This window comes from Micromonospora lacuserhaii (genome assembly GCF_036902735.1).
In the GTDB taxonomy this organism is placed as follows: Bacteria; Actinomycetota; Actinomycetes; order Mycobacteriales; family Micromonosporaceae; genus Micromonospora.
Genome location: NZ_JBAKHO010000031.1, coordinates 1 through 14,760, shown reverse-complemented (window position 1 = coordinate 14,760; position 14,760 = coordinate 1). Strand labels below are relative to the sequence as shown.

The 14,760-nt window shown below is 74.7% G+C and carries 2 protein-coding genes; both read left to right on the top strand.

Annotated features, from left to right (window positions below; translation table 11 throughout):
* Positions 1-242: 242 nt before the first annotated feature.
* Complete coding sequence (locus V6U81_RS19060; RefSeq protein WP_334491131.1) at positions 243-12,209, top strand: non-ribosomal peptide synthetase/type I polyketide synthase; 11,967 nt, start codon at positions 243-245, stop codon at positions 12,207-12,209.
* On the top strand, positions 12,206-14,760 hold a 2,555-nt coding region (locus V6U81_RS19055; RefSeq protein WP_334491129.1), incomplete at its 3' end, for an amino acid adenylation domain-containing protein. The genes V6U81_RS19060 and V6U81_RS19055, both read left to right, overlap by 4 nt.

Genomic DNA, 14,760 nt, shown 5'->3' with positions numbered 1-14,760 from the left:
CAACGACTGCCCCCGGGGGCTGCCACGGGTACGTTCCGACCTGCGGGATCAACCCGCCGGCCGGTCGTGCCAGCGCATCCCGGCACCGTATCCGGGGCTGCGCTCCACCATGCCGAGCTGACCCCACGTCAACCGGCCGTCATCGACAGGTTCGGGATTTTGGACTACGAGCAACTGGTGGATCGGGCCGACGCGTTGGCGGCGCTCCTCCGGCCGGTGCTGGGGGATAGGAGGCGGACGCGGTGACCGACGTCCTGAGGTTCCGGCAAGTGACGCCCGTCGGGCCGCTTCGGGTCGACTCCGCTGCCCCCGCCCCGGCCGCGGCCTCGTATGCGCAACGCCAGATGTGGCAGCTGAGCCGCCTCGACCCCACGGCCAGCTACCTGGTGCCGCTGGCGTACCGGCTCCACGGGCCGCTGGACGTGGCGGCGTTGTCGGCGGCGCTCGACGCGCTGGTGGCCCGGCACGCCGCCCTGCGCACCACTCTCGCGCCGGCGGCGGACGCCACGACCGGGCCGTCGGGTGTGGACGATGCGGCGCAGCGCCTGGTCCAGGTGGTCCACGAGCCGCGCCCTGGGCTGTTGCGGGTGCACGACCTGAGCGGGCTGCCGACGTGGCAACGCGACCAGGAGCTGCAGGCACGGATCCACGCCGAGGCGCGCACCCCGATCGACCCGGAACGCGGACCGGTGCTGCGCGCCGGCCTGCTGCGCTGCGCGCCGGAAGAGCACGTGCTCCTGCTGACGATGCACCACGTCGCCATCGACGAGTGGTCGCTCGGCATCCTGCACGACGAGTGGGAACGCCTCTACACCGCACACCGCACGGGACGGCCGGCGGACCTCGACCCGGTCGACGTCGACCATCGCGACCATGCGGCCTGGCAGCACGACTGGCTCAGCGGTGCGGAGGCAGCCGGCCAGCGCGCGTACTGGCGGGCCCAACTCGCCGACGCGCCCGCCGTCCTCGAACTGCCCACCCGCGGGCCTCGGCCCGTCGTACCGTCCAGCGCGGGGTCCACCCGGTCGTTCCCGCTGGACCTGCCCACGGACGCGCTGATGACGCTCTGCCAGCGGGTGGGCGTCTCCCCGTACATGGTCATGCTCGCCGCGCTGCAGGTGCTGCTGGCACGGTGGACGGGGCAGCGCGACATCGTGGTGGGCACGCCGGTGGCCAGCCGGCAGCGGGCCGAGGCGCAGAAACTCGTCGGGCTGCTGCTGAACACCGTCGCCATCCGGGCCCGGCTGGACGACGACCCGTCGTTCGAGACGCTGCTCGGGCGGGTCCGCACCGCCGTCCTCGAGGGCCTGAGCAACTCCGAGCTTCCCTTCGAGGCGCTGCTCGAGTCGCTGAGCCCGGCCCGCCAGCCCGGCTACAGCCCGCTGTTCCAGGTGATGTTCGTGTACGGCCGCGAGGCGACACCGCCGCGCCTCGACGGCCTCGACGTCATCCCGCTCGAGGTACCCGGCGACACCGCCAAGTTCGACCTCACCGTCTCGGTCCGGGAGAACGGCGACGGCCTGCGGACCGTGCTGGAGTACCGCACCGACCTGTTCGACGACGACGCGATGGTCCGCCTCGCCGGGCACTTCCAGACGCTGCTGCGGTCGCTGGTGGCCGACCCGGGCGCGCCGGTCGGCTCGGCCGCGATGCTCACCCCCGACGAGTACCGGCAGCTCGTCGGGGAGTGGAACCGGACCGCCACCCCCGCCGAGCCGGACGACCTGGTCCACCTGCTGATCGAGCGGCAGGCGCGCCGAACCCCCGACGGCGTGGCGGTGACCGACGGCGACACCGCGCTGAGCTATCGCGAGCTGCACACGCGGGCCGAGGCGCTGGCGGAGACGCTGCGCCAGCGGGGCGTCGGCGTGGGCGGCCTGGTGGGTCTGCTCCTGCCGCGCTCGGTGCCGTTCGCCGTGGCGGTCCTCGCCGTGCTGAAGACCGGCGCGGCCTACGTACCCATGGATCCGGCCAACCCGCCCGCCCGGCTGCGGTACCTGGTCGAGGACACCGCCGCCCCGGTCGTCCTCACCTGCGCCGAGCTGGCGCACCTGGTGCCCGACGGCAGGGCGCTGCTGGTGCCCGGCCTGGACACGCCGGTCACGCGGGCCGATCCCGGTCGGGGCGCCGGCGGCTCCGGCGGGGGGCCTAAGCGGCGGCCGCGCCGACGGCCGACGCCGTCGGCGGAGGACCTCGCGTACGTCATCCACACCTCCGGGTCGACCGGCCGCCCCAAGGGTGTCATGGTCACCCATCGCGGCGTGTGCAACTACGTGCGCTGGGCCGCCCAGGCCTACCGGCTGCAGCCCGGGGACACGGTCCCGCTGCACTCGTCGATCGGGTTCGACCTGACCGTCACGAGCCTGCTGGTCCCGCTGACCAGCGGGGCCACCGTGCTGATGATCGGCGAACACCTCGGCCCGGAGGCGCTGGGCGAGGCGCTGCGCCACCAGCGGACCGCGTTCGGGCTGGTCAAGATCACCCCGGCCCAGCTCGACCTCGTCAACCACCAGCTCAGCCCCGCCGAGATGGCCGACCGCACCCGGTGCTTCGTCATCGGCGGCGAGAACCTGCGTGCCGACCAGGTGGCACCCTGGCGCGCCCACTCGCCCGCCACCGCGCTGGTCAACGAGTACGGGCCGACGGAGACCGTGGTCGGCTGCGCCGCGTACGAGGTCGACCCGACCACCCCGGCCGACGGCTCCGTCCCCATCGGACGGCCGATCGCCAACACGGAGCTGTACGTGCTCGACGGGTGGCTGAACCCGGTCCCGGCGGGCGTGGTCGGCGAGCTGTACGTCGGCGGAGCCGGCGTGGCGCGCGGGTACCTCCACCAGCCCGGGTTGACCGCCGAGCGGTTCGTCCCGCACCCGTTCTCGACCGTCCCCGGCGCGCGGCTGTACCGCACCGGCGACCTCGTGCGCATGCGCCCCGACGGGAACCTCGAGTACCTGGGCCGCACGGACAACCAGGTCAAGCTGCGCGGCTTCCGCGTGGAGTGCGGCGAGATCGAGGCGGCCGTCCGACGGTGCCTGCCCGCCTGTGACGTGACCGTGCAGCTACGCCGGGACGACCCCGACGACCCGCAGCTCGTCGCGTACGTGGCGGGTGGGGCGGAGCACGACGCCGCGACCCTCCGCACGGCCCTCGCCGCCGAGCTGCCGTGCTACCTGGTTCCGGCCGCGTTCGTCTTCCTCGACGCGCTGCCGCTGACCGGCAACGGGAAGGTGGACGCCGCTGCGCTGCCCGCTCCCGGTCGGGACGTGCCGCGGCAGCGATCGGCACCCGAGCAGGATCCGCCCGCGGCACCGGAACAGCCGGTGACCGCGCCCGCCGCCCCCGGCCCGGCGCAGTGGGACACCGCCCGGATAGGCCTCGAGCGGCTGGTCGTGGACGTGTGGCGCGACGTGCTCGGCGTCGGGCGGGTCGGGGTGCGGGACAACTTCTTCGACCTCGGCGGCCACTCGATGCGCCTGCTGGCCGTCCTCGAGCGGCTGCGCGCACAGCTCGGCGACGTCGTCACGGTCACCGACCTGTTCCGGCATCCCACGGTCGAATCGCTGGCGGCGTTCCTGACCACCGCCACCACCGGTGCGGCGACCGCTCCGGCCGCCCCGCGCCCGGGGGCCGCGCCGGCCCGCGTCGTACGCGCCGGCGCGAGCGACGACACCGGCCAGCCCGGCGGAATGATCGCCGTCGTCGGCATGGCCTGCCGCTTCCCCGGCGCGCGGACGCTCGACGAGTACTGGCACAACATCCGCACCGGGGTGGAATCGGTGGGGGAGTTCAGCGTCGAGGAGATGCTGGCCGACGGGGCGGACCCGACCCGGCTCGACGACCCGGCGTACGTCCGAGCCGGCACCCACCTGCCGGGGATCGACCAGTTCGACGCGGCCTTCTTCGGCATCACCCCCCGCGAGGCGCAGACCCTCGACCCGCAGCACCGGCTGCTGCTCGAGTGCGCCTGGCACGCGCTGGAGCACGCCGGTTACGACCCGTCCGGCCACCCCGGACGGATCGGCCTTTTCGCCGGGTCGGGGCGCAGCAGCTACCTGCTCGACCACCTGAGCAGCCACCCGGAGCTGACCAGCACCATCGGCGAGCACCAGTTGTCGATCAGCAACGACAAGGACTTCCTGCTCAGCCGGGTCGCCTACAAGCTCGACCTCACCGGCCCCGCGGTCACCGTCGCCACGGCCTGCTCGACCTCGCTGGTGGCCGTGCACCTCGGCCGGCAGAGCCTGCTGACCGGCGAGTCAGACCTGGTCCTGGCCGGCGGGGTGAGCGTCTTCCCCGCGCAGCGCCGCGGCTACCTCTACCACGACGGTGGGATCTACTCGCCCGACGGGCACTGCCGCCCGTTCAGCGCCGACGCGCGCGGCAGCATCGAATCCAGCGGAGTCGGCATCGTCGCGCTCAAACGGCTGGAGGACGCCGTCGCCGACGGCGACACGATCTACGCGGTGATCCGCGGCTCGGCCATCAACAACGACGGGGCCCGCCGCACCGGGTACACCGCGCCGGGCGTCGACGGCCAGGCCGAGGTGATCAGCAGCGCGCTGGCCGCGGCCGGCGCGGACCCCCGTTCGGTGAGCTACGTGGAGGCCCACGGGACGGGCACGAGCCTCGGCGACCCCATCGAGGTGACCGCGCTGACGGAGGCGTTCCGGCGCGGCACCGACGACCGCGGCTTCTGCGCCCTCGGCTCCGTCAAGGCCAACATCGGGCACACCGACGCCGCGGCCGGGGTCGCCGGTCTGATCAAGACGGCCATGGCGCTGTGGAGCCGTACGTTGCCGCCGACGATCAACGTCAGCCGGCCCAATCCGGCGATCGACTTCGAGGGCAGCCCGTTCTACCTCAACGACACCGCCCGCCCCTGGCTCGCCGACGGCCCGCGCCGAGCAGGGGTCAGCTCGTTCGGCATCGGCGGCACGAACGCCCACGTCGTACTGGAGGAACCGCCGGCCACGGCGGCGCCGCCGGCCGCCCCGGCCGCGGGACCGCAGTTGCTGGTCGTGTCGGCCCGTACGGTCGAGTCGCTGGAGCGGCAGACCCGCCAGGTCCGCGACTGGCTCGACGGGCATCCCGAGGTGGACCTCTCCGACGTCGCGGCCAACCTGGGCCGGCGCCAGTCGATGACCCACCGACGCTTCGTCGTCGTGGCGGACCGCGCCGACGCGCTGGCCGCCCTCGACTCGCCGCAGCGGCAGTTCACCGGCACCCACCCCGGCGGCCGGCGGCCGCTGGTGTTCGCCTTCCCGGGGCACGGCGCCCAGCACGTGGCGATGGGCGCCGGCCTCTACCGCGCGGAGCCGACCTACCGGTCCGTGGTGGACGAATGCGCCGAGCTGCTCCGCGACGACCTGGGGCTCGACCTGCGTACGCTGCTCTGCCCGTCGCCCGACGGCCACGAGCAGGCCGAGCGGCTGCTCGCGCGGCCCCGGCTGGTCCAGCCCGCGCTCTTCGTCACCGGGTACGCGCTCGCCCGGACGCTGCTCGCCCGGGGCGTGACCCCGGACCTGATGGTGGGGCACAGCCTCGGCGAGTACGTCGCCGCGTGCCTGGCCGGCGTCTTCTCCCTGGCCGACGCGCTGCGCCTGGTGTGCGCCCGCGGTGAGCTGGTCGAGCGGACCCCGGCCGGGGCGATGCTCGCGGTGAGCCTGCCCGAGACCGCGGTGGCCGGGCTGCTGGACGCGAACGTGTCGCTGGCGGCGGTCAACGCTCCGGAGCTGTGCGTGCTGTCCGGCCCTCCGGAGGCGATCGAGGCGCTCCGCCTGCGGCTGACCGCCGACGCGGTCGACTGCCGGCCGCTGCGGGTCACCCGCGGCTACCACTCCGCCCTGCTCGACCCGGTGCTCGACGAGTTCGCCGGCCACGTCCGCCAGGTCGCCCTGGCCGAACCCGAGCGCCCCTACCTGACCAACCTGACCGGCGGCCCGGTCACTCCGGGGCAGGTCACCGATCCGGCGTACTGGGTGCGGCACATGCGGGAGCCGGTACGGTTCGCCGAGTCGGCGGCGCTCCTCGCCGAGCAGGACGTGGTCCTCGCGGAGCTGGGTCCGGGGCACGCCCTCGGCGGCCTGACGCGGTTGGCCGGCCTGCGGCCCGGCCAGGTGGTGGCGGCGATGCGGCATCCGCGCCACGACGCCGACGACCTCGCCACGATGCTCGACGCGGTCGGCCGGATGTGGTTGTCCGGCGCGCAGGTGGACTGGCAACGGTTCCACGGTGGCCCGCGTCGCCGCCTGGCCCTGCCCGGCTACCCGTTCGAGCGGCACCGGTACTGGGTTGACGCGGCGCCGCGGACGACCCCGGCGCACCCCGCACCCGCCCCGCCGGACGCTCCCGCGGCCGGCCCGGACGCGCCCGAGCCGGTCGACGCCGGCAACCGGCCGGCCCTCAGCACGGCCCACGTCGCGCCGAGCACCCCGGAACAGGAGTGCGTGGCGGAGATCTGGACCGAGCTGCTCGGCATCCGGCCGATCGGGGCGCTCGACAACTTCTTCGAGCTGGGCGGGCATTCGCTGCTCGCCACCCAGTTCGTCGTGCGGCTCCGGGCCCGGCTCGGCGTGGCGCTGCCGCTCGAGACGGTCTTCGCGCAGCCGACCGTCGCCGGCATCGCGGCGGCGCTGCCGGCGACCGACACCCCGCCCGTCGCCGCCGCACCCCTCGCCGTCGAGCAGCCCACCGCCGCGCCCCCCGCGCCGGCCATCCCGCGCGCCGACCCCGGCGCCGGCCCGGCGCCGCTCTCCTCCGGGCAGCACCGGCTGTGGTTCCTCGACCAGGCGTACGAGCAGAGCGCCTACACCGTCGGCACGACACTGCTGCTGGACGGCACCCTCGACGTCGACGCGCTGCGCGGGGCGCTGGCCGAGCTGGTCCGGCGGCACGAGTCGCTGCGTACCGTCTTCCCGCTCGGCCCCGACGGCGACCCCGTCCAGGAGGTGCGGCCGCCGGGCGCGGTCGACCTGCCGGTCGTGTCCGCGCCGGCGGACGCCGACGAAACGGCGCCGGGTGTGCGCAGCATCGTGGAGTCGGCGGTCGCCGACGCGGTGCCGCCGTGGGTGCACGCCGCCCTGGCCGCCGACGTCCGACGCCCGTTCGACCTGGCCCGCGGGCCGCTGTTCCGGGCCGTGCTGCTCCGGATCGCCGACGACCGGCACGTGCTGTCGATGACCATGCACCACACCGTCTCCGACGGGTGGTCCCTCGGCGTCGTCGCCGGCGAGGTGGCCACGCTCTACGAGGCCGTCCTCGGCGGCCGCCCCTCGCCACTGCCCGAACTGGCCGTCCAGTACGGCGACTACGCGCGCTGGCAGCGCGGCCGGATGGCGGACACCGACAGCGACGACATGCGGTACTGGCGACGGCAACTCGACGGTGTGGCGAGTGTCCTGGAGGTGCCGAGCGACCGGCCACGGCCGCCCGTGCAGACCTTCCGCGGCGCCGTCCGCACCAGCGTCCTGCCCCCGCGGGCCGCCGACGAACTGCGCCACTTCAGCCAGGCCCGGGGCGCCACCCTGGCCATGACGGTGCTGGCCGCGCTGAAGGCCCTGCTCTGGCGCTACACCGGCCAGCGCGACATCTGCGTCGGCACGCCGGTCGCCGGACGGGTCCGCGCCGAACTCGAACCGATGGTCGGCTTCTTCGTCAACATGCTGCCGTTGCGGACCGTGATCGACGGCGACTGGACCTTCGAGGAGCTGCTCGGGCAGGTACGGCGCACGGCGCTGGGGGCGTACGACCACCAGGAGGTGCCGTTCGAGCGGCTGGTGGACCTCGTCGACGCACCCCGCGACCTGAGCCGGAACCCCTTGTTCCAGGTGATGTTCAACCTGCTGAACGTCCCCGAGCGGCGGGACCTGGGGACGACCGGGCTGCGGATGTCCCAGTTCGCCGTCGAGCCGGGCATCGCCCAGCAGGACCTGGCGCTGTACGCGTACGAGGTGGACGAGGGGCTGCGGCTGCGGTTGGAGTACAACACCGACCTGTTCGACGCGGCGACCGCCGAGCGGATGATGGGCCACCTGGAGACGCTGCTCGCCGCCGCCGTGGCCGACCCCGGCGTCCGGCTGGCGGACGTGGCCGTCCTCACTCCCGCCGAGCTGACCCGGATCGCCGAGTGGAACGACACCGCCACCGCGCCCGGCTGGGACGGGGTGGCACCGGACCGCGTGCCGACCCTCGTCGAGCTGATCGAACACCAGGTCGCGACGAACCCCGACCGGCCCGCCGTGACGTTCGGGGCGACCACGCTCAGCTACGCCGAGCTCAACGCCCGGGCCAACCGGCTCGCCCACCGGCTCCGCCGGGCGGGCGTCGGTCCGGACGTCGCGGTCGCCGTCTGTCTGAACCGCTCGCCCGAACTGCCGGTCACGCTGGTCGGCGTGCTGAAGGCGGGCGGCGCGTACGTCCCGCTGGACCCCGACTACCCGATCGAACGGCAGCGGTACGTGCTGGACCACAGCGCCGCCGCGGTCCTGGTCACCGAGGCGGACCTCGCCGACCGGTTCGCCGGGTACGCCGGCGAGGTGGTGCACAGCGGCGAGGCGCCGTACGCGGAGCCGGACACCGACCCGGAGCCGCTGGCCGGGCCGGACCACCTCGCGTACGTGATCTACACGTCCGGGTCGACGGGACGGCCGAAGGGCGTCCGGGTGACGCACGGCGCGATCGTCAACACCCTGGCCACCATGCGCGAACGGCCCGGGCTGACCAGCGACGGCACGATGCTCGCGATGGCCAGCTTCGCCTTCGACATGTCCGTACCGGAGCTGTTCCTGCCCCTCGTCGTCGGCGCCCGGATGCTGATGGTGGGTCGGGACGTCGCCTACGACGCGACGCGGCTGGCCGAACTGCTCGTCGCGGAAGGGGTCACCCTGGCCCAGGGCACCCCGGCGACCTGGCGGCTGCTGATCGAGTCCGGCTGGACCGGGATGCCCGGCCTGACGGCCGTGTGCGGCGGCGAGGCGGTGTCCGCCCCGTTGGCCCGACAGTTGGCTGAGCGGGTCGGCGTGTTGTGGAACCTCTACGGCCCGACCGAGGCCGCCGTCTGGTCCACGATGGAACGCCTCGAGCCCGGCTTCACGCACCTCACCATCGGCCGCCCGATCGGCAACATGCGCGTCCAGGCGCTCGATCCGCGGATGTCCCCGGCCCCCGTGGGCGTACTGGGTGAGCTGTACCTCGGCGGGGCGGGACTGGCCCGCGACTACCTCGGCGACCCGGCTCTCACCGCGCAGCGGTTCGTGCCCGACCCGAACGGCGGCGGCCGGCTGTACCGCACCGGGGACCTCGGCCGCTACCTGGCCGACGGCCGCATCGAGTTCGTCGGCCGCGACGACTCGCAGGTGAAGGTGCGCGGATTCCGCATCGAACTCGGCGAGATCGAGGCGGTGCTGCGCCGCCACCCGTCGGTACGCGACACGGCGGTGGTGGTCCGCGAGGACGACGGTGAGAAGAGCATCGTGGCCTACCTGACGCTGGCCACCGGGGCGGCGGCCGACGCGGACGGGCCGGACGCCGCAGCGGACCCGGTGCCCGACTTCGACGTCGACCCGGCCCCGTGGCGGGCCTTCGCCCGCACCTACCTGCCGGACTACATGATCCCGTCCGCCTTCGTGGTGCTCGACCGGATGCCGCTGAGCGCCAACCGCAAGGTCGACCGGGCCGCCCTGCCGGCGCCGGCACGTGGTGGGGTGAGCGTCGGGGCGACCCCGCCGGACACCCCGCTACGGAAGGCCCTGGCCGAGCGGTGGGCCGCGGTGCTCGGCTACGACAGCGTCGGCATCGACGACGACTTCTTCGACCTCGGCGGCGACTCCTTCAAGGCCATCAAGGCACTGGCCGGGAACGACCCGGCGATCAGCGTCCTCGACCTGTTCCGCCACCCGACGATCCGGTCGTTGACCGAACACCTGGACGCGACCGGGGGCTCCGCCGGACGGCTGCTGCACGAGCTGACCCCCTCGCGGCCGGCCACGCCGACGCGGCTGACGCTGCTCTGCGTACCGTTCGCCGCCGGCAGCGCGATCACCTTCCAGCCGCTGGCGGACGCCCTCCCACCGGACGTGGCGCTGTACGCCCTGGAGCGCCCCGGCCACGACCTGAACCGCCCGGACGAACCCCTGCTGAGCTTGGACGAGCTGGTGGACGGCTGCGTGGCCGAGGTCGTCGATCAGATCACCGGTCCGGTGGCCGTGTACGGGCACTGCATGGGCGGCGCGGAGGCGGTGGAGCTGGGCCGCCGGCTCGAGGCGGCCGGTGTCGAGCTGACCGGCGTGGTCATCGGCGCCCACTTCCCCGCCCCGAGACTGCCCGGCCGGGTGTTCAGCTGGCTGCGCCGGTGGTTTCCGATGGAGCGCTGGACGTCGAAGCGGCGGACCCTGGAGGGGCTGCGCGCGATGGGCTTCTTCACCGAGGTCTTCGACGAGAACGAGAAGGACTTCGTCATGCGCGTGGTCCTGGCCGACGCCGCGATGGGGGAGGACTACTACACCGAGGTCTACGCGAACGGTCTGCCCCGGAAACTGTCCGCCCCGATCGTCTGCGTCGTCGGCAGCGGTGACCGTGCCACGGAGCTGTACGAGGAGCGGTACCTGGAGTGGGAGTTCTTCTCCGACCGGGTGTCGCTGGAGGTCATCGAGGGCGCCGGCCACTACTTCGCCAAGCACCAGCCCGGCGAGGTGGCGCGCATCATCCTCGCGAACTGTGGCGCGCCGACCGCGACGGCGGCGGTGCCCGGGCAGCGGCAGCAGCCGGTCGGGGACACTGCGGCCGGTCCGCCCCGCCCGGTGCCGGAGCAGCGGACGGTCACCCCGGCGGTTCACCGACCCGCGGCCAGCCGGGGGATGCCCAGCCTGACGGTGTTCTACCTGGTCGCGATCGGTCAACTCGTCTCGCTCATCGGCAGCGGACTGACCGGCTTCGGCATGAGCCTGTGGGTCTACCAGCGGACCGGGTCGGTGTCGCTGTTCGCCACGGCCACCGTCCTGGCGCTGCTGCCCGCCGTGGTCCTCTCCCCGATCGCGGGCGCGCTGGCGGACCGGTGGGACCGGCGGCTGATCATGATCTTCGCGGACTGCCTGGCCGCCACCGGCACGGTGAGCCTCGCACTGCTGCTGTGGTGGGGCCAGCTCCAGCTCTGGCACGTGTTCACCGCCATCACCGTCACCGCGGTGGCGACGGCCTTCCAGCAACCCGCCTACCAGGCGGCCGTCACGCAACTGGTACCGAAGCGGTACTACGGGCGCGCCAACGGCATCGTCTCCCTCGGCACGGCGACGAGCACGGTGCTGGCGCCGCTGGTCGGTGGTGCCCTGGTGATCGCGGTCGGGCTGCCCGGCATCGTCGTCATCGACCTGCTCACCTTCGCCGTCGCGGTCGCCATCACGCTCTCGGTCCGCTTCCCGGACACCCTGTTCGTCCGGCGCGAGGAGCCGTTCCGGCGGGAGGTCCTGGGCGGCTGGCGGTTCATCGTCCGCCGGCACGGACTGGTGGCCCTGGTCGTGCTGACCGCGTCGCTGAACTACTTCTTCGCTCTGGTCGAGGTCCTGGTGACCCCGCTGACCCTGTCGTTCGGCGATCCGGCGGTCCTCGGCAGGGTGCTCGCCGCCAGCGGGGTCGGCATGCTCGTCGGCGCGGTCCTGATGGGCGTGTGGGGCGGCACGGCCCGGCGTACCACCGGAATCCTGGCGAGCGTCGTGCTCCTCGGCGCGTCGCTGCTCACCGTCGGCCTGCACCCGAGCCCACTGTTCCCGACCCTCGGCCTGTTCGGCATGGGCCTGGCCACGGCCCTGGTGAACACCCACTGGCTCGCCATCGTGCAGGCCAAGGTCGGGTTGGAACTGCAGGGCCGGGTGCTGTCCATGGGCCAGATGCTGTCCTGGCTGATGGTGCCGGCCGGTTTCCTCAGCGCCGGCCCGCTCGCCGAGCACGTCTTCGCCCCGATGGTGTCGCCCGGCGGAGTGCTGGCCGGGATCGTCGGCACCGGACCGGGCCGCGGGATGGCCCTCGCGGCGATCGTGGCCGGACTCTGCTCCCTCGCCCTCGCCCTCGTCGGCATCGCCTACAAGCCGATCCGCAACGTCGAGGACGAGCTGCCCGACAACGACCCCGGCACGATCGTCCTCGCCGACAAGGACCGCCTGCAGGAGGAAGCCGACCGCCAGCTCGCGCTGCTCAGGAGCGGAGGTCCACGTCGGTGAGCGCACCCACCCGACCCGCCGGCCCGACGCGCCGGGCCGCCGGCCGGCGCGCGACCGGTGGCACCGCCGACGTGGACTGCCTGCACCGGATGGTGGCCGCGCAGGCCGCCCGGACCCCGGAGGCGGAGGCGGTACGGCACGCCGACCGCGCGCTGTCCTACCGCGAGCTCGACGAGGCGGCGAACCGGCTGGCCCGGGTCCTGCTCCGGCGCGGGGTGACCCGGGAGGAACGGGTCGCCGTCTGCCTGCCCCGGACGCCCGAGCTGGTGGTCGCCCTGCTCGCCGTGCTCAAGGCCGGTGCCTGCTACGTCCCGCTGGATCCGGCGTACCCGCCGGCCCGGGTGGCCTTCATGACCGCCGACTCCGGCGTGCGGCTGGTGCTGACCCGCTCCGACCTCGCCGACCGGTTCCCCGAGCTGGCCGTCCCGGTCGACCGGCTCGACCCGGGCGGGGACGGCACCGACCCGGCGGTGGCGGCGACGCCGGCGGACCTGGCGTACCTCATCTACACCTCCGGCTCCACCGGGCGGCCCAAGGGCGTGGCCATCGAGCACCGCTCGGCGTCGGTGCTGATGCACTGGGCCCGGCAGACCTTCGACGACGCCGAACTGGGCGGGATGCTCGCCGCCACCTCCGTCTGCTTCGACCTGTCCGTCTTCGAGATCTTCGGCCCGCTCTGCTGGGGCGGCCGGGTGCTCCTCGTCGACGACGTGCTGGCCCTCGCCGCCCCCGGGGCGGCGGACCGGCTGCCCGTCACCCTGGTCAACACCGTTCCCTCCGCGATGGGGGAACTGCTCACCGCGGGCGCCCTGCCGGAGAGCGTGCGCACGGTCTGCCTGGCCGGCGAGCCGCTCACCGCCGCGCTGGCCGACCGGGTGTGGTCCCGCCCGCACGTACGCCGGCTCTGCAACCTCTACGGCCCGTCCGAGGACACCACCTACTCCACCTGGGCGGAGGTGCCACCGGACAGCGGGGACCCGCCGATCGGCCGTCCGCTGCCGCAGACCCGGGCCTACGTCCTCGACCCCGAGGGGCAGCCGGTCTCGCCGGGTGATCCGGGCGAGCTCCACCTCGCCGGGGCGGGCCTGGCCCGGGGCTATCTCGACCGGCCGGAGGAGACCCGGGCCCGGTTCCTGCCCGACCCGTTCCGGCCCGGGGAGCGGATGTACCGCACCGGTGACCGGGTCCGGCTGCGGCCGGACGGGCAGCTGGCGTACCTGGGTCGCCTCGACGACCAGGTGAAGCTGCGGGGCTACCGGATCGAGCTGGGTGAGGTCGCCGCCCGCCTCGCCGCGCTGCCCGGGGTGCGCGAGGCGACCGCCGCCGTACGGGAAGGGCCGAGCGGGGACCCGCTGCTGGTCGGCTACCTGGTCGGCGAGCGGCGTGACGACGTACGGGCCCGGCTGGCGGGGGTGCTGCCCGCGCCGCTGGTCCCCGCGACCGTGGTCTGGCTGGATCGGCTGCCCACCCTGCCCAACGGCAAGGTGGACCGGTCGGCCCTGCCCGCCCCCACCCTCGGCGCCCACACCGGGCCGCACACCGGGCCGCTCGACGGGACGCTCGGCGCGGTGGCGGCGATCTGGCGCGAGGTGCTCGGCGTGCCGGTCACCGGCGCCGACAGCGACTTCCTCGCCCTCGGCGGCGACTCCCTGCTCGCGGTCCGCTGCGCCACCCGGCTGGCCGCCGCGACCGGCCGGCCGGTCCGACCGGGCGACCTCTTCGCCCACCCGACCGTCGCCGGGCTGGCCGCCCACCTGGACGGGCTGACCGCCGCCCCGGCGCCGGCCGGGGAGCCGGCCGGCCCGGCGCCGGCCGGCCCCGCCCCGCTTTCCGCCGCGCAGACCCGGCTCTGGTTCCTGCACCGGCTCGACCCGGACGACACCTCCTACCTGCTGGCCTTCGCGGTGCGGTTCGCCACGCCGCTGGAGGGGGACCGGCTGGCCCGGGCGCTGCGACGGGTGGTCGACCGGCACCCCGCCCTGCGCACGGTCTTCCCAGCCGGCCCGGACGGGCCGGTGCAGCACGTCCACGCCTGCATCGATCCGGCGCCGGTCGTCGTGCCGCCCGACCCGGGCACGCCGCTCGACGAGCGGCTCACCCGGCTCGCCGCCGAGGCCACCCGGGCGCCCATGGACCTCGCCACCGGCCCGCTGCTCCGCGCCCACCTGGTCCCCGACGAGACCGGCCGCGCGGTGGCGCTGCTGCTGGTCGTCCACCACATCGTCTGCGACGACTGGTCGTTCGGGGTGATCGTGCGGGACCTGGCCCGGGCGTACGACACCGAGGGCGGGGCGGCGGGGTCCGAGCGCCCAGCGGTCGGCCCGGCGCTGTTCGCCCGGGCCGAGCGGGACCGGCTGGGTGTGCCGGCCGGCCGGCAGGCGGTTGCGGACCTGCTGGCGGAGCTGCGCGGCGCGCCGGACCTGCTCGACCTGCCCCCCGCCCCGCCGCCGCCGGACCGGCTCGACCTGCCTTCGGCCCTGCCGCCGCCGGACCGGCTCGACTCGCGCGCAGCTACGGCCGGGCCGGGCCTGCCGCTGTCCGCCGCGCAGCC